This window comes from Streptomyces sp. JN8, assembly GCF_055808075.1.
In genome coordinates this window covers 2,543,361-2,559,614 of record NZ_CM147852.1, presented here as the reverse complement: position 1 = coordinate 2,559,614, position 16,254 = coordinate 2,543,361, and the positions used below count along the sequence as shown (strand labels likewise).

Below are 16,254 nucleotides of genomic sequence, written 5' to 3'. Positions count from 1 at the left end.
GGTGTCGGAGTCCATGGGCCCATTCTCGCCGTCGCGGGCGGGCGGGCCAGTCGTCAGCGCGCGAGCCAGGTGTCGGTGTACGCGTCGATCTCCGCGGCGATCCGGTCCTTGCCGGGCCGGTCGAGGAACGAGGCCTCCACCGCGTTCTTCGCGAGGGCGGCGACACCGCGCTCGTCGAGGCCGAGGAGGCGGGCCGCGACCGCGTACTCGTTGTTGAGGTCGGTGCCGAACATCGGCGGGTCGTCGCTGTTGATCGTGACGAGGACGCCCGCGTCGACCATCTGCCGGATCGGGTGCTCGTCCAGGGTGGCGACGGCCCGGGTGGCGATGTTCGAGGTCGGGCAGACCTCCAGGGCGATGCGGTGCTCCGCCAGGTGGGCGAGGAGCGCCGGGTCCCGGACGGAGCTGGTGCCGTGGCCGATGCGCTCGGCGCCCAGGTCGTTGATCGCGTCCCACACGGTCTGCGGACCGGTCGTCTCGCCCGCGTGCGGCACGGAGTGCAGGCCGGCCGCCCGTGCCCGGTCGAAGTACGGCTTGAACTGGGGGCGCGGCACGCCGATCTCCGGGCCGCCGAGGCCGAAGGAGACCAGGCCCTCGGGGCGCAGCCCGTCCGTGGTGGCGAGGCGGGCCGTCTCCTCGGCGGAGGCCAGGCCGGCCTCGCCGGGGATGTCGAAGCACCAGCGCAGGACGGTGCCGAACTCGGCCTCGGCCGCCTTGCGGGCGTCCTCGATGGCGGCCATGAAGGCGCGCTCGTCGATGCCCCGGCGGGTGGACGAGTAGGGGGTGATGGTCAGCTCGGCGTACCGGATGTTCTGCCGGGCCATGTCACGGGCGACCTCGAAGGTCAGCAGCCGGACGTCCTCGGGGGTGCGGACCAGGTCGACGACCGAGAGGTAGACGTCGATGAAGTGGGCGAAGTCGGTGAAGGTGAAGTAGTCGGTCAGCGCCTCCGGGTCGGTGGGGACCTTGGAGTCGGGGTGCCGGGCGGCGAGCTCGGCGACGATCCGGGGCGAGGCGGAGCCGACGTGGTGGACGTGCAGCTCGGCCTTGGGCAGGCCCGCGATGAAGGGATGGAGATCGGTCATCCGTTCATCGTAGGCCGGACGGTTCCCCCTCACGGGTGAGGCCGTAGCATGGCGGGACCATGATGGGGGAGGCCCATGTCTGACAACCAAGACCAGTCGCGGGGCGGGTACGACCCGACGGACCCGTGGGCTCCGCCGAACCGTGACGGGGTGGAGCTGAGCAAGGGGGCGACCCCGTCGCCGCCGCCGGTGCACGACCAGCAGACCGTCACGTCGTTTCCGCTCGCTTCGCCCGGCCCCGCCGAGGTGCCGCCGCCGCCGGTCGCCCCCGGCGGCCCGGCGGCCACGCCCGGGGCGTACGGCTACCCGGCGGCGGACACGTCCGGCGGGTACGGCTACCCGGCGGCGACCCCGCCGGCTCCGACGGGCTCCGGGTACGGCTACCCGGGTTACCCGTCGCCCGGCGGCTACCCCGGCCAGACGGGCTGGCAGCAGTCCCCGTCCAATGGCATGGGGATCGCCTCGATGGTGCTGGGCATCATCGCGGTGGCCGGATTCTGCCTGTGGGGCCTGGGCGCCATCCTCGGCATCCTGGCGCTGATCTTCGGCATCATCGGGGTCAAGAAGTGCGGCCGGGGCGAGGCGACCAACCGGGGCATGGCCGTCACCGGCATCGTGCTCGGCGCGATCGGCACCGTGGTGAGCGCCGTCTTCCTGGGGTTCATCATCTGGGCGGCCAGCCAGGACTCCGGCTCGTTCGACTCCGGCTACGACGACGACCCGTTCGCGTCGAGCCTGGTGGTCGAGAGCGACCGCTGAGCCGCTCCGGACGCTGAGCGGCTCCGGCCGTCGCCGGACGCGGAAGGGCCCCGCACCCCCTGGGTGCGGGGCCCTTCCGCGTACCGGTCGCGCGATCCCGCCGGTGCCGTGCCGCTCAGGCTCCCTGGCGCAGCCGCTCGCGCGCCTCCATCAGGGCGAAGCCCAGCAGGTTCTCGCCGCGCCAGCGGGCCGGGTCGTGGGCGGCGGGGTCGTCGGCCGCCAGCCCGATGCCCCAGATCCGGTCCACCGGGCTGGCCTCCACGAGGACCCGGGTGCCGGTGCCGAGGAGGTAGGAGCGCAGGGCCTCGTCCGAGGCGAACTTGTGCACGCTGCCCTCGACGACGATCCCGAAGCGCTCCCGCGCCCACACCGCCTCGTCGAAGCCCCGGACGAGCCGGCCCGCCTTCTTGGCCTCCGCCGGGGTACGGGCGGACAGCGCGGCCCGCTCCGCGTCGGCGTCCTCGAAGAGACGGGCCTTGGCGGCCATCATCCAGTGCTCGGCCGTCGCGTACGACACGCCCGAGACCACGAAGGGTGCCGGCCACCACTGGCTGAGACAGCTCGCCGTGAGCCGCCCGTCCGGGTGCGGACGGTGGCCCCAGAAGTGCAGCCACTTCACCCGTTCACCCCGGTTGACCTGCTGTGTCAGTGCCTCGATCGCGCTCATGCATGGGAGTGTGGCATCCGCCACGGACACTCCGTACGGAGATTTTCCGGCCGCCTCGACACATGGTCGACCGATTCCGTCGCGTAACCAAAAGGCAACAACGGAATCACTTGTTGGGCCATCATCCCTCTGTCAGGATCGGCACTCAATTCGAGCTGGGACAACGGAGAGCGTCATGGGCAACCGCTTCCAGGTGACGGACCGCTTCGCGGACGGCGCACAGTACATCGGCGGGCGGCTCCGGGCCGGGACCTCCGGCCGGGAACACAGCGTGATCGACCCGGCGACCGGGGAGAGCGTGTACACCTACACGCTCGCCTCCACCGCCGACGTCGACGAGGCGGTCGCCGCCGCCAAGGCCGCCTTCCCCGGCTGGGCCGGCGCGACCCCCGGGGAGCGCTCCGACGCGCTCCACCGCTTCGCCGCCGTCCTCGCCGAGTGGGCCGAGGACTTCGCCCGCGTCGAGTCCCTCCAGTGCGGCAAGCCGCTGAAGCTCACCACCGAGTTCGACGTGCCCGGCACCGTCGACAACGCCGCGTTCTTCGCGGGGGCGGCCCGCCACCTCCAGGGCCAGTCGGCCGCCGAGTACAGCGGCGACCACACCTCGTACATCCGCCGCGAGCCCATCGGCGTCGTCGGCTCCATCGCCCCCTGGAACTACCCGCTCCAGATGGCCGCCTGGAAGATCCTCCCGGCCGTCGCCGCCGGCAACACGATCGTCCTCAAGCCGGCCGAGCTGACCCCGCTGACCTCCCTGATGTTCGCGCAGGCGGCGAAGGAGGCCGGCATCCCCGACGGCGTGGTCAACATCGTCAACGGCGCCGGGAAGACCGTCGGCGAGCACCTCGTCGGCCACCCCGACGTCGTCATGACCTCCTTCACCGGCTCCACTCCCGTCGGCAAGCGCGTCGCCGAGATCGCCACCGCCACCGTCAAGCGCCTCCACCTCGAACTCGGCGGCAAGGCCCCCTTCGTGGTCTTCGACGACGCCGACCTGGAGGCCGCCGCCCACGGCGCCGTCGCCGCCTCCCTGATCAACAGCGGCCAGGACTGCACCGCCGCCACGCGCGCGTACGTCCAGCGCCCGCTCTTCGACGCCTTCGTCGCCCGCGTCGCCGAACTGATGGAGACCGTCCGGCTCGGCGACCCCTTCGACCCGGCCACCGACCTCGGCCCGCTCGTCAGCCACCGCCACCGCGACGCCGTCGCCGGCTTCGTGGAGCGGGCCCGCGGCTACGCCACCGTGGTCACCGGCGGGGAAGCCCCCGGCGGCGACCTCAAGGACGGTGCGTACTATCGTCCGACCCTGATCACCGGCGCCGCGCAGGACAGCGAGGTCGTGCAGTCCGAGATCTTCGGGCCGGTCCTGGTCGCCCTCCCCTTCGACGGCGACGACGAGGGCATCCGGCTCGCCAACGACACCCCCTACGGCCTGGCCGCCTCCGCCTGGAGCCGGGACGTCTACCGCGCCAACCGGGCCACCCGCGAGATCAAGGCCGGCTGCGTGTGGGTCAACGACCACATCCCCATCATCAGCGAGATGCCCCACGGCGGTACCAAGGCGTCCGGCTACGGAAAGGACATGTCGGCGTACTCCTTCGAGGAGTACACGCAGGTCAAGCACGTGATGTTCGACAACACCGCGGTGGCGGCCAAGGACTGGCACCGCACGATCTTCGGGGACCGATAGCAGCCTGCCGCCAGACCAGCGGCCACACCATCCCGAAAGGGCACAGCGCATGGAGCAGTACGAGCCCGACAGCCTCTCCGCCGCGCAGGTGGCGGCGATACGTCGCAGCCTGACGAGCGGCCGGGGCGCCCTCACCCGCCGTTCGATGCTGCGCGCGGGCGGTGTGGGCGCGCTCACCGTGGGAGGCCTCGCCTCCCTGAGCGCCTGCGGCATCCCGCCGGCCAAGCGGGAGGGCCAGGGGTCCGCGTCCATCGACGACTCGGCCAAGGAGAAGACCCTCGCCTTCTCCAACTGGACCGAGTACATGGACGTCAGCGAGGACGAGAAGTCCCGGCCGACCCTGGAGGCGTTCGCGAAACGCACCGGGATCAAGGTCAAGTACACCGAGGACATCAACGACAACGTCGAGTTCTTCGGCAAGATCAAGCCGCAGCTCGCGGCCGGCCAGGACACCGGCCGCGACCTGATATGCGTCACCGACTGGCTGGCCTCCCGGATGATCCGCCTCGGCTGGGCCCAGAAGCTCGACGCCTCGAACCTCCCCCACGCGTACGCGAACCTCTCCGCCCAGTTCCGCACCCCCGACTGGGACCCCGGCCGCGCCTACTCGTACCCCTGGACCGGCATCTCCACGGTCATCGCGTACAACGTCAAGGCCACCGGCGGGAAGAAGGTCGACTCGGTCACCCAGCTCCTCGACGACCCCTCGCTCAAGGGCCGGGTCGGCTTCCTCACCGAGATGCGCGACTCCGTCGGCATGACGCTGCTCGACCTCGGCAAGGACCCGGGGAACTTCACGGACGCCGACTACGACGCGGCGATCGGACGCCTCCAGAAGGGCGTCGACAAGAAGCAGATCCGCCGCTTCACCGGCAACGACTACACCTCCGACCTGGACAAGGGCGACATCGCCGCCTGCCTCGCCTGGGCCGGCGACGTCATCCAGCTCCAGGCGGACAACCCGGACATCAGGTTCTCCATCCCGTCCGCCGGCTACATCACCTCCAGCGACAACCTGCTCGTCCCCGCGCAGTCCCGGCACAAGACGAACGCCGAGAAGCTCATCGACTACTACTACGAGCTCCCCGTCGCCGCCCAGCTCGCCGCGTACATCAACTACGTGTGCCCCGTCGACGGGGTGAAGGACGAGCTCTCCAAGATCGACCCCGAGCTCGCGAACAACACGCTGATCCTCCCGGACAAGGCCATGGCCAAGAAGTCCCACGCCTTCCGCTCGCTCACCAGCGCGGAGGAGACGGCGTACGAGGAGAAGTTCGCCAAGCTCATCGGAGCCTGAGGCCCCCGCCGTCCACCTCTCTCTCACTCCCCGGGACCACAACCCATGACTGACAAGACTCCTCACACCGGAAAGACCACGGGCGGCGGCGACGTCCGTCTCACCGGGATCAGCAAGTCCTACGGCTCCTTCACCGCCGTCCACCCGCTGGACCTGACCGTCCCGCAGGGCTCCTTCTTCGCCCTTCTCGGCGCCTCCGGCTGCGGCAAGACCACCACCCTGCGGATGATCGCCGGCCTGGAGGACCCCAGCACCGGCACCGTCTTCCTCGGCGACAAGGACGTCACCGACCTCCCGCCGTACAAGCGGCCGGTCAACACCGTCTTCCAGTCCTACGCCCTCTTCCCGCACATGGACATCACCGAGAACATCGCCTTCGGCCTGCGCCGCCGCGGCATCAAGTCGGTGAAGAAGCAGGTCGACGACATGCTGGAGCTCGTCCAGCTCGGCGACAAGGCCCGCCACAAGCCGCACCAGCTCTCCGGCGGCCAGCAGCAGCGCGTCGCCGTCGCCCGCGCCCTCATCAACCACCCGCAGGTGCTCCTCCTCGACGAGCCGCTCGGCGCCCTCGACCTCAAGCTGCGCCGCCAGATGCAGCTGGAGCTCAAGCGCATCCAGACCGAGGTCGGCATCACCTTCGTGCACGTCACCCACGACCAGGAGGAGGCCATGACGATGGCCGACCAGGTCGCGGTGATGAACGGCGGCCGCGTCGAGCAGCTCGGCGCCCCCGCCGACCTGTACGAGAACCCGAAGACCACCTTCGTCGCCAACTTCCTCGGCACCTCCAACCTCATCGAGGCCGAGGTCCTGGAGACGGGCTCCGCCACCGCGGACGTCCTCGTCACGGCCGGCGGCGGCAAGCTCCGCGTCCCCGCCGACCGCTGTACCTCCGCCGTCCGCCAGGGCGGCAAGGTGCTCGTGGGCGTCCGCCCCGAGAAGATCTCGCTGACGCACAAGGACGACGCCGGCTCGATACCCGACGGCCGCAACCGCGTGACCGGCCGGATCGCCGACTCCTCCTTCATCGGCGTCTCCACCCAGTACGTGGTGAACAGCCCGGCGGGCGCCGAGCTCCAGGTCTACGAGCAGAACGTCGAGAGGGACACCCGGCTCGTCCCCGGCGCCGAGGTCGTCCTGCACTGGAACCCGGCGCACACCTTCGGGCTCGACGCCGACCAGGACATCGACGCCGGTGTGGAGACGGTGGAGGACGCCGGATGACCGCGACCCTCGTGAAGGACGCGCCGCCCACCGAGGAACCGGTTCTGCGCAAGCCTTCGACCCGCAAGCGGCTCGTCCCGTACCTGCTGCTGCTCCCCGGCATCATCTGGCTGCTCGTCTTCTTCGCGCTGCCGATGGTCTACCAGGCCTCCACCTCCGTCCAGGAGGGCAGCCTGGAAGCGGGATTCCAGGTCACCTGGCACTTCCAGACCTACTGGAACGCCTTCCAGGAGTACTGGCCGCAGTTCGTCCGCTCCCTGCTCTACGCCGGGACCGCGACCATCCTCTGCCTGCTGCTCGGCTACCCGCTCGCGTACCTCATCGCGTTCAAGGCGGGCCGCTGGCGCAACCTGCTCCTGGTCCTCGTCATCGCCCCCTTCTTCACCAGCTTCCTCATCCGGACGCTGGCCTGGAAGACGATCCTCGCCGACGACAGCCTCGTCGTCGACGCGCTGAACGCGCTGCACGTCCTCGACGTGACGAGCTGGCTCGGCTGGACCGAGGGCGACCGCGTCCTGGCCACCCCGATGGCGGTCGTCTGCGGTCTCACGTACAACTTCCTGCCCTTCATGATCCTGCCCCTCTACACCTCCCTGGAGCGGATCGACGGCCGGCTGCACGAGGCCGCGCAGGACCTCTACGCCTCCCCGGCCACCACCTTCCGCAAGGTGACCTTCCCGCTGTCGATGCCCGGCGTCGTCTCCGGCACCCTGCTCACCTTCATCCCGGCGAGCGGCGACTACGTCAACGCCGAACTGCTCGGCTCGACCGACACCAAGATGGTCGGCAACGTCATCCAGTCGCAGTTCCTCCGCGTCCTCGACTACCCGACGGCGGCCGCGCTCTCCTTCATCCTCATGGCGATCGTGCTGGTCATGGTCACCGTCTACATCCGCCGAGCGGGAACGGAGGACTTGGTCTGATGCGTTGGATCCGCCGGAACCTCGTCGTCATCGCGGGCCTGCTCACGCTCGCGTACATGATCCTGCCCAACCTCGTCGTGATGGCGTTCTCCTTCAACAGGCCGAAGGGACGCTTCAACTACTCCTGGCAGGAGTTCTCGCTCGACGCCTGGAAGGACCCCTGCGGCGTCGCCGACATGTGCGAGTCGCTCTCCCTCTCGCTCCAGCTGGCCGCCTGGGCGACGGTCGGCGCGGTCGTCCTCGGCACGATGATCGCCTTCGCGCTGGTCCGCTACCGCTTCCGGGCGCGCGGCGCGATCAACTCGCTGATCTTCCTGCCGATGGCGATGCCCGAGGTCGTCATGGCCGCCTCGCTGCTCACCCTGTTCCTCAACATGGGCATCGAGCTCGGCTTCTGGACGGTCCTGATCGCCCACATCATGTTCTGCCTGTCGTTCGTCGTCACGGCCGTCAAGGCGCGGGTCATGTCCATGGACCCCCGCCTGGAGGAGGCCGCACGCGACCTCTACGCCGGGCCGGTGCAGACCTTCCTGCGCGTCACCCTGCCGATCGCCGCCCCCGGCATCGCCGCCGGCGCGCTGCTCGCCTTCGCGCTCTCGTTCGACGACTTCATCATCACCAACTTCAACGCGGGCTCCACCGTCACCTTCCCCATGTTCGTCTGGGGCTCGGCGCAGCGCGGAACCCCCGTTCAGATCAACGTCATCGGCACCGCGATGTTCGTCCTCGCGGTACTGGTGGTCGTGGCCGGGCAAATCATTACGAACCGGCGCAAGAAAACAGCAACAGCCTGACCGAGCCCCGGTCGGGCACCGAAGGAGTTGGAAACCATGGCCCCAGTCGCCATGCGTCTCGCTGCACAATCTCTCTCCGACGCCCAGCCCGTCCCCTTCTGGCTGGAAGACCCCGGCAAGCCCGGCGCCCTGCCCGCCCTCACCGGCACCGAGACGTGCGACCTGCTCGTCGTCGGCGGCGGCTACAGCGGACTGTGGACCGCGCTCCTCGCCAAGGAGCGCGACCCCGCCCGGGACGTCGTGCTGATCGAGGGCCGTGAGGTGGGCTGGGCCGCCTCGGGCCGCAACGGAGGATTCTGCGCCGCCTCCCTCACCCACGGCTTCGGCAACGGGCTCGCCCGCTGGCCGGGCGAGCTGCCGAAGCTGGAGGAGCTCGGAGAGCGCAACCTCGACGGCATCGAGGAGGCGGTCGCCCGCTACGGGCTGGACTGCGACTTCGAGCGCACCGGCGAGATCGACGTCGCCACCGAGCCGTACCAGGTCGACGAGCTCCACGAGGTGTACGAGGAGATCGAGCGGCTCGGACTCGCGGACGGCATCGAACTCCTCGACCGGGACGCCGTCCGGGCCGAGGTCGACTCGCCGACCTTCCTCGGCGGCCTCTGGGACCGCCGCGGGGTCGCCATGCTGAACCCCGCCAAGCTGGCCTGGGGCCTGAAGCGGGCCTGCCTGGACCTGGGCGTCCGCGTCTTCGAGAACACCCCGGGCCTGGAACTCGTCCAGGCCGGCGCCGGCATGGGCGTGCGGACCCCGTACGGCAAGGTCCTCGCCCGCCGGGTCGCCCTCGGCACCAACGTCTTCCCGTCGCTGGTCAAGCGCGTCCGTGCGTACACCGTCCCGGTCTACGACTACGCCCTGATGACCGAGCCGCTCAGCGCCGAGCAGCTCGCCTCCGTCGGCTGGAAGAACCGGCAGGGACTCGGAGACTCCGCCAACCAGTTCCACTACTTCCGGATCACCGCCGACCACCGCATCCTCTGGGGCGGCTACGACGCGATCTACCCCTTCGGCGGCAAGGTCAGCGCCGAGATGGACCACCGCCCGGAGACGTACCTCAAGCTCGCCGAGCACTTCTTCCGCTGCTTCCCGCAGCTGGAGGGGCTCCGCTTCAGCCACGCGTGGGGCGGGGCGATCGACACCTGCTCCCGCTTCTCGGCCTTCTTCGGCACGGCGTACCAGGGCAGGGTGGCGTACGCGGCCGGGTTCACCGGACTCGGCGTCGGCGCCACCCGCTTCGGCGGCGACGTGATGCTCGACCTGCTCGCGGGGGAGCGCACCGAGCGCACCGAGCTGGAGATGGTCCGCCGCAAGCCGCTGCCCTTCCCGCCCGAACCGATCGCCTGGGCCGGTATCGGCATCACCAAGTGGGCGATGGCGAAGGCCGACGAGAACGGCGGCCGCCGCAACCTCTGGCTCAAGGCGATGGACCGGGTGGGGCTGGGCTTCGACAGCTGAGGCAGCACGGCCTTCCGGCCGGCCCCTGTGACCCACATCACAACCGATGGGTAGCTGAAACCGCGTAAGAGCAGCCGCCCGAATCGCTCTCTCCGTACGGACACCGTGTCCACACGGAAGGAGACCGTTGCGATGACTGGTACGGGGGCCTCGGGCGCCAAGAGCGCGGTGGAGTGGCTGGCCTCGGTCGCACCCGATCCCGAGGCCTGCCGGTGGGAGTGGGAGCGCAACCCGCACGGGGTCGCGCTGCTGCCCGCCGGCAGGCGCTGGGACGTCCTGATCCTCCCCGCCGAGCTGGGCTATCCCACGCTCGACGTGCTGACCCGCCTGGTGGGCCGGCCGGGCCCGGTCCTCGCCGACTTCGGCGACGCCCGGATGGGCTTCTTCGTGCCGCCCGGCACCGTGACCCGCTGGCTCGGCACCGGGGTGCGCGGTGCGGGCGCCGGGACCTGGATCGTCGTCCCGTACCCCGGCCGGTCGACCGGGGCGGTCCGCTGGCTGGTGGCGCCGGACGGCGCGGGCACCCTCACCGACGCCGCGCTCCTGGAGCTCGCCATGCACGAGGCGGCGGGTCGTCTCGGGCGGTCGCGGGAGGCGCCCTAGGGGGCGTCCCGCCGGGCGGATCGGAGGGACGCGTTCCGTCCGGAGGGCGGATCGCTCCGTCCGCCGTGCGGACGTCGGGGCCAGAGGTCTTGACCACTCGATTGGTCTGGACCATGCTGTGGCGCGCTCCCACCTCGATTCCCCCATCCCCGGAGGCAGTTGTGGACCGCGCCAGACCCCTCACCCTGCTCCTCGCAGGCGTCCTCGCCGCCGGAGGACTCGCCGCCCTCGGCCCCGCCGCCCAGGCCGCCGACGCCGAACTCGCCCGCAACGGCGGCTTCGAGGCCGGCCTCGACGGCTGGACCTGCACCGCCGGCAGCGGCGCCGCCGTCTCCACCCCCACCCGCAGCGGCACGAAGGCCCTCCAGGCCACCCCGGCCGGCAGCGACAACGCCCGCTGCTCCCAGACCGTCACCGTCAAGCCCAACTCCTCGTACACCCTCAGCGGCTGGGTGCGCGGCAGCTACGTCTACCTCGGCGCCTCCGGCACGGGCACCACCGACGTCTCCACCTGGACGGGCTCCGCGCCCGACTGGCAGCGGCTCGCGACCACCTTCACGACGGGCGCCTCGACGACCTCGGTCACCATCTACACCCACGGCTGGTACGGCACCCCCGCCTACCAGGCCGACGACCTCTCCCTCTACGGCCCCGGCGGCGACCCCGTCCAGCTCCCGGCCGTGCCCGGCGGCCTCGCCGCCGGCTCCCCGACCTCCACCAGTGTGCCCCTGACCTGGTCCGCGGTCTCCGGGGCCACCTCGTACAACGTCTACCGCGGGACCACCAAGGTCCAGACGGTCAGCGGCACCTCGGCCACCGTCACCGGGCTCACCGCCTCCACCGCGTACACCTTCCAGGTCAGCGCCGTGAACGGCGCGGGCGAGTCGGCCAAGTCGGCCGCCGTGAGCGCGACCACGACCAGCGGAGGCGGAGGCGGCAACCCCGGCCTGCCCGCGCACGCCCTCGTCGGCTACCTGCACGCCAGCTTCGCCAACGGCTCCGGATACACCCGGATGGCCGACGTCCCCGACTCCTGGGACGTCATCAACCTCGCCTTCGGCGAGCCGACCTCGGTGACCTCGGGCGACATCCGCTTCAGCCTGTGCCCGGCGACCGAGTGCCCGAACGTCGAGTCGGTCGCCGACTTCAAGGCCGCCATCAAGGCCAAGCAGGCCGCGGGCAAGAAGGTCCTCATCTCGATCGGCGGCCAGAACGGCCAGGTGCAGCTCTCCACCACCGCCGCCCGCGACACCTTCGTCTCCTCCGTCTCGAAGATCATCGACGAGTACGGCCTCGACGGCCTCGACATCGACTTCGAGGGCCACTCGCTGTCCCTGCAGACCGGTGACACCGACTTCCGGAACCCGACCAGCCCGGTCATCGTCAACCTGATCCAGGCGGTCAAGACCCTCAAGGCGAAGTACGGCCAGAACTTCGTCCTGACCATGGCCCCGGAGACCTTCTTCGTCCAGCTCGGCTACCAGTACTACGGCTCCGGCCCCTGGGGCGGCCAGGACCCGCGCGCCGGCGCCTACCTGCCGGTCATCCACGCCCTCCGCGACGACCTCACCCTGCTGCACGTCCAGGACTACAACTCGGGCTCCATCATGGGCCTGGACAACCAGTACCACTCGATGGGCGGCGCCGACTTCCACATCGCGATGACCGACATGCTGCTCACCGGCTTCCCGGTCGCGGGCAACACGGACCGCTTCTTCCCCGCGCTCCGCGCCGACCAGGTCGCGATCGGCCTCCCGGCCTCCACCCAGGCGGGCAACGGCCACACGAGCCCGGCCGAGGTCAACAAGGCCCTGGACTGCCTCACCAGGAAGACCAACTGCGGCACCTACCAGACCCACGGCACCTGGCCCGCCCTGCGCGGCCTGATGACCTGGTCGATCAACTGGGACCGCTTCAACCAGTGGCAGTTCTCGCAGAACTTCGACGCGTACAACTGGAGCTGACCGCCCACCACCGGTCGTCTAGGCCATGACCTCGGCGAACAGCCGGGCCGTAACCCCCCGGGGAGCCGGCCCGGCCAGTCCGTCGAGGACCGCGCGCAGATCCACCGGCACGGCCCGGACCACCGCCGACACCGCACCGCCCGCACGCCGGACCGACACCACGGCCCCGGAGCTGCCGGCGTCTCCCGGATGCACCAGGGAGCAGCGCCCGGGGCCGTCGCCGGACAGCGCGTGGGCGTACAGGAACGCCTGGTAGAGATCCTGCGTGGAGAGCTTCCGCTGGTCGTAGAGCTTGTACTTCACGTCGACGGGGCGCCGGACGGGTGCGCCGTCCAAGGTGCCGGAGACCAGCAGGTCCGGACGCACCTCGGAGTACGGTCCCCCCGTGGCCTCGTCGAAGAGCACCCGCCGCTGCCGCGACTGGGCCTCCGCGTGCAGACCCGCAGCGGCTGCGCCCTCCCGCAGCAGCCGGGTCATGAACGCCTCGAACAGCTGGTTCATGTCGACGAGGAACGCTCGGGAGGCCAGCGGGCCGCCCGTGAACAGGTCCCGGATTCCCCCGCCCGTAAGCAGCAGACGCGACCAGAGATGGGCGGGCCGGTAGTGCTCGTTGTGCCGGTGGTACTCCGGCAGCGCCACCGCGGCACGGAGATCTCCCAGCTCACCGGGGGCGTAGGCGGCGAACCGCGCCGCCGCGCGTCGGGCCCGGCCGCGCACCTCGGGGGAGCGCGCCGAGCGGGCCGCGAGGGCGACCGCCCCGGCGCAGATCCGGTTGTCGAGGATGTCGGCGTCGTGCTCGTCGAACCGGCAGGCCAGCCGGTCCAGCCGGCCGTGGTGGCGGACGAGCTGCCGGTCCGCCAGCAGGCGGCCGCGCACCACGGGGAGGTCGTCCTCCCGGGTGAGGTAGTCGCTGCGGAGCCCGTGGCGCAGCAGCCGCTCGGCGTGCTCGGTCACCATGAGGGCGACCAGGTCCCGCAGCTGGGGCGGGCCTTCGCCGAAGTCCTGCCCGAGCGGCAGGAGCGCTCCCGACCCGCCCCAGGCGTAGTCGAGCATCCGCAGCACGTCGAGCTCGCCGCCCAGGTACTTGGGGAGGACGCGCAGCTCGCAGGAGTCGAGCCGGACGACGCCGACGTACGGCCCGGCGGTCGCCTCCAGCCGGTCGCCCCGCAGCTCCCGCAGGCGGAGTCGCCCGTCGAGCGCTCCGCTCTCCACCAGCCGCCGGTCGGCCTCCGTCAGCCGGACGCCGGGGAGGATCTCCCGGCCGTACTCGCGCAGGGCGAGCCGCGGGTGCTCAGACGGGTTCGGCATCGGTGTCGGCCCTGAGCTCGGAGTGCAGCGCGTACACGAACGATTCGTCGTCCAGCTCGCGCAGGCAGTGGTTCACCGGGTCGACGACGGCCTCGCCGAGGAAGGCGGTCAGCAGCCCGTAGTCGTCGTACGCGTACTCCTGGAGGAGCGGCACGATCTCGTCCCGGACGATCGCGGCGAACTCCGCCGCCGTGGACACGGGTTCGCCGCCGGGCATCAGGAAGGCGTGGCCGAGCTGCTTCTCCCGGTCGAGCAGCCTCCTGATCCGGGCGTTGAGAGCCTCCAGGAACACCCCGAGGTCGAGCAGGTCGACGTTGAAGCCGTGCAGCGGCTTCGGGTCCGGCAGCAGTTCCACGAAGGCGAAACGACGGCGTACGGCGGAGTCGAGCATCCGGATGGACCGGTCGGCGGTGTTCATCGTGCCGAGCAGCAGGACGTTGCGCGGCACGGCGAACGGCCGCTCGCTCAGCGGGAGCGTGACGGACAGTCCACGCTTGTCCTTCTCCAGGACGGTGATGAGTTCGCCGAGCACCTTGGGCACATTGCCGCGGTTGAACTCGTCGACGACCACGAGATAGGTGTGGTCGGGGTCCTCGGCGGCCCGGTCGCAGACCTGTCGGAACACGCCGGGGCGGACGTCGAGGGCGAGTCCCGCCTGCCCCTTCACCGGCCGCAGCCCCTCGACGAAGTCCTCGTAGCCGTAGCTCGGGTGGAAGGTGACGAGCGTCAGGCGGCCCGCGTCCTGGAGCGCCTTGAGGGTCGCGCGGTACTCGGCGCTCTCCGGCTCGGCCCACGGCGAGAGGCCCGTCAGGTCGTCGGACAGGGCTCCGATCCGCTGTACCGCGTAGCGCAGGGCCTGGTACGTCTTGCCGGTGCCCGGGGGCCCGTAGAGGATCGCCTGGCCGCGCCGGGTCAGCGCGTCATCGAGCCGCTGGAGTTCGGGGTCGAGCGGCTGGGGGTCGGGGTCGATCGGCTGGTCGACGGGGGCGTTCGCGGTGCCCCCGTCGCCGAAGGCCGCTTCGGCGCCCGCGTCCCCCGCCGTCGGGGACCACGGGTCTTCGGCACGCAGCTGCTTGAGCTTCGTCCAGGCCGCGGGCTTGACCTCGGCGATCCGGTCGGGACCCCAGCCGGGGACCGGGTGGTCGAGCGCCACCGTGAAGGAGGAGTCCCACTCCACCGTGACGGTGTGCCTGCGCTCCCGCCGTGCGGGCCGCCAGGCGTAGCCGTCTCCGGTGACCCGGCCGACCGCGACGATCCGGTCCGCGGACAGGTGTCCGACGATCCGGTCACCCGGTCGCATCTCCAGGAGGCGCCAGAGGTCCTGCGCGTTCGCGGGGTTCCCCGTGGTGAGCCGGCTCCGGAGGGCCCGGGTGAACTCCTCCTTGTCGGCGAAGTCGTGCAGATCGCCGAGCTCGTCGAACCCGACGGCGGCGTAGCCCTCGGTGAGGCAGTCCAGTTCCAGGTCCCCGTTCGCGTGGAGGCGCATGGCGAACACCCGGGGCGCCACCCGCGGCGGGGCCCACCACGCGAGGAAGCGGTAGACGAGGTGGGGCGGCCAGTCCCTCAGCCGGGGGTGCTGCCCGACCAGCCAACGCAGGTACTCCTTGCGGGCGAAGGGGCGCATCCGCACCGGCGCGTCCGTCGTGAGCATGGACACGTAGTGCCGGGTGTAGCTGTCGGCGTAGACCGGGACGATCGCGTCCGGCGCGTAGATCCGCAGGGTCTTGGCGATCAGGGTGTTCGCCGCCCGGACGGCGACGATGTCGTCGATGTCCCGCACCCTGCCCTCGCGGGCCGCCGTCACCGCCTCGACGATGCCCGAGCGCACCGCGCTCCACGCCGCCGCGGGGTCGGGGTAGCCGGAATCGTGCCACCACCGACCGCCGTCCCGGCAGTAGATGAGGTGCTTCTTGGCCGAGCCCCCGGTGATGCTGCCCAGCTCGCCGCTGCCGTACTCGAGCGCGTGGCAGTACGGCTGAGGGAGGTCCGGGCGGGTCTTGTGGACACCGAGCGCGTAGCGCTCCAGCGGGAGCGTCGGCCACGACTCCAGGGGGAAGGCCCGGCGGATCTCCTCGGCGCGGCGGTCCGCGGCTTCCAGGGCATCCTGGTGCCGTTCGACGTCGAACGCTTCGAGGGCCTGGTCGAGGGGCCAGTACGGCAGGGCGTCGGCGTGGTCCGCGGCGACGGGCCGCAACGCGCAGGAGCAGACGCCCGTGAGGGGCCTGCCGCGGCGGTTCCGCAGCCCGGCGGAGTCCGCCCAGGAGGCCGGGTCGTCGGCGTCGAGGAGCCGCCGCCAGGTCAGACCGTCCCGGTCGGGGTGCCGGTCGAGGGTCTCCGGGTCCGTGAGGTGGGTGCAGCCGGGATCGTGATGGATCTTGGAACCCTGGGTGGGCAGGATGATCTGTCCGCCCGAGGGATGCAGCTGGTGCGCCCGTCCGTCGAACGTGACCGAGAAACGTGTGCCCGCCATCCGTGTCCCCCCGCG

Annotated in this window: 13 protein-coding genes; 9 read left to right on the top strand and 4 right to left on the bottom strand. The window is 71.1% G+C overall.

The features are described from left to right. Positions 1-53: 53 nt before the first annotated feature. On the bottom strand, positions 54-1,085 hold the full coding sequence (locus ACY0MR_RS10840; RefSeq protein ID WP_388793877.1) for an adenosine deaminase: 1,032 nt from the start codon (positions 1,083-1,085) through the stop codon (positions 54-56). A gap of 75 nt (positions 1,086-1,160) precedes the next feature. Between ACY0MR_RS10840 and ACY0MR_RS10835 the strand changes: the two genes are divergently transcribed. Next, positions 1,161-1,844 (top strand): DUF4190 domain-containing protein, encoded by a 684-nt coding sequence (locus ACY0MR_RS10835; protein WP_361850020.1) that lies wholly within the window; start codon positions 1,161-1,163, stop codon positions 1,842-1,844. 115 nt (positions 1,845-1,959) lie between these two features. Here ACY0MR_RS10835 and ACY0MR_RS10830 read toward each other — a convergent pair whose 3' ends face one another. Continuing rightward, positions 1,960-2,511 carry an NADAR family protein gene (locus ACY0MR_RS10830; protein WP_403317512.1) on the bottom strand — a complete coding sequence of 184 codons (552 nt, stop codon included), beginning with the start codon at positions 2,509-2,511 and terminating at the stop codon, positions 1,960-1,962. Positions 2,512-2,686: 175 nt separating this feature from the next. Here ACY0MR_RS10830 and ACY0MR_RS10825 point away from each other — a divergent pair, with 175 nt between their 5' ends. The 8 genes from ACY0MR_RS10825 to ACY0MR_RS10790 all read left to right on the top strand — a co-directional run bounded on the left by ACY0MR_RS10825 (position 2,687) and on the right by ACY0MR_RS10790 (position 12,461). Further along, positions 2,687-4,201: a gamma-aminobutyraldehyde dehydrogenase gene (locus ACY0MR_RS10825; protein WP_388793885.1), complete on the top strand. Its 1,515-nt coding sequence runs from the start codon at positions 2,687-2,689 to the stop codon at positions 4,199-4,201. Between the two features lie 49 nt (positions 4,202-4,250). Next, positions 4,251-5,498, top strand: coding sequence for an ABC transporter substrate-binding protein (locus ACY0MR_RS10820; RefSeq protein ID WP_388793888.1), 1,248 nt, complete (start codon positions 4,251-4,253; stop codon positions 5,496-5,498). Positions 5,499-5,543: 45 nt separating this feature from the next. Next, positions 5,544-6,722: an ABC transporter ATP-binding protein gene (locus ACY0MR_RS10815; RefSeq protein WP_388793891.1), complete on the top strand. Its 1,179-nt coding sequence runs from the start codon at positions 5,544-5,546 to the stop codon at positions 6,720-6,722. Then, positions 6,719-7,645 (top strand): ABC transporter permease, encoded by a 927-nt coding sequence (locus ACY0MR_RS10810; protein ID WP_388793894.1) that lies wholly within the window; start codon positions 6,719-6,721, stop codon positions 7,643-7,645. The genes ACY0MR_RS10815 and ACY0MR_RS10810 overlap by 4 nt, the downstream gene beginning before the upstream one ends. Next, positions 7,645-8,439 carry an ABC transporter permease gene (locus ACY0MR_RS10805; RefSeq protein ID WP_073818954.1) on the top strand — a complete coding sequence of 265 codons (795 nt, stop codon included), beginning with the start codon at positions 7,645-7,647 and terminating at the stop codon, positions 8,437-8,439. The genes ACY0MR_RS10810 and ACY0MR_RS10805 overlap by 1 nt, the downstream gene beginning before the upstream one ends. A 36-nt stretch (positions 8,440-8,475) precedes the next feature. Beyond that, the gene (locus ACY0MR_RS10800) at positions 8,476-9,894 is read left to right on the top strand and encodes an NAD(P)/FAD-dependent oxidoreductase (protein ID WP_361850123.1); all 1,419 of its coding nucleotides are present in this window, start codon (positions 8,476-8,478) and stop codon (positions 9,892-9,894) included. 132 nt (positions 9,895-10,026) lie between these two features. Next, on the top strand, positions 10,027-10,497 hold the full coding sequence (locus ACY0MR_RS10795) for a bifunctional DNA primase/polymerase (protein WP_392862483.1): 471 nt from the start codon (positions 10,027-10,029) through the stop codon (positions 10,495-10,497). A 161-nt stretch (positions 10,498-10,658) separates the two neighbouring features. Next, positions 10,659-12,461, top strand: a complete 1,803-nt coding sequence (locus ACY0MR_RS10790) for a chitinase (RefSeq protein ID WP_473560500.1) — start codon at positions 10,659-10,661, stop codon at positions 12,459-12,461. Between the two features lie 18 nt (positions 12,462-12,479). Here ACY0MR_RS10790 and ACY0MR_RS10785 read toward each other — a convergent pair whose 3' ends face one another. After that, complete coding sequence (locus tag ACY0MR_RS10785; RefSeq protein ID WP_451059731.1) at positions 12,480-13,769, bottom strand: McrC family protein; 1,290 nt, start codon at positions 13,767-13,769, stop codon at positions 12,480-12,482. Then, a complete protein-coding gene (locus tag ACY0MR_RS10780; RefSeq protein WP_473560498.1) occupies positions 13,753-16,239 on the bottom strand; it encodes an AAA family ATPase in 2,487 nt (828 codons plus the stop codon). Before ACY0MR_RS10780 ends, ACY0MR_RS10785 begins: the two co-directional genes overlap by 17 nt. Positions 16,240-16,254 lie beyond the last annotated feature (15 nt).

Bases quoted from the DNA above. Each gene is read 5' to 3' on its own strand.
- ACY0MR_RS10840 (WP_388793877.1), bottom strand. From the start codon at position 1,085: ATGACCGATCTCCATCCCTTCATCGCGGGCCTGCCCAAGGCCGAGCTG.
- ACY0MR_RS10835 (WP_361850020.1), top strand. From the start codon at position 1,161: ATGTCTGACAACCAAGACCAGTCGCGGGGCGGGTACGACCCGACGGAC.
- ACY0MR_RS10830 (WP_403317512.1), bottom strand. From the start codon at position 2,511: ATGAGCGCGATCGAGGCACTGACACAGCAGGTCAACCGGGGTGAACGG.
- ACY0MR_RS10825 (WP_388793885.1), top strand. From the start codon at position 2,687: ATGGGCAACCGCTTCCAGGTGACGGACCGCTTCGCGGACGGCGCACAG.
- ACY0MR_RS10820 (WP_388793888.1), top strand. From the start codon at position 4,251: ATGGAGCAGTACGAGCCCGACAGCCTCTCCGCCGCGCAGGTGGCGGCG.
- ACY0MR_RS10815 (WP_388793891.1), top strand. From the start codon at position 5,544: ATGACTGACAAGACTCCTCACACCGGAAAGACCACGGGCGGCGGCGAC.
- ACY0MR_RS10810 (WP_388793894.1), top strand. From the start codon at position 6,719: ATGACCGCGACCCTCGTGAAGGACGCGCCGCCCACCGAGGAACCGGTT.
- ACY0MR_RS10805 (WP_073818954.1), top strand. From the start codon at position 7,645: ATGCGTTGGATCCGCCGGAACCTCGTCGTCATCGCGGGCCTGCTCACG.
- ACY0MR_RS10800 (WP_361850123.1), top strand. From the start codon at position 8,476: ATGGCCCCAGTCGCCATGCGTCTCGCTGCACAATCTCTCTCCGACGCC.
- ACY0MR_RS10795 (WP_392862483.1), top strand. From the start codon at position 10,027: ATGACTGGTACGGGGGCCTCGGGCGCCAAGAGCGCGGTGGAGTGGCTG.
- ACY0MR_RS10785 (WP_451059731.1), bottom strand. From the start codon at position 13,769: ATGCCGAACCCGTCTGAGCACCCGCGGCTCGCCCTGCGCGAGTACGGC.
- ACY0MR_RS10780 (WP_473560498.1), bottom strand. From the start codon at position 16,239: ATGGCGGGCACACGTTTCTCGGTCACGTTCGACGGACGGGCGCACCAG.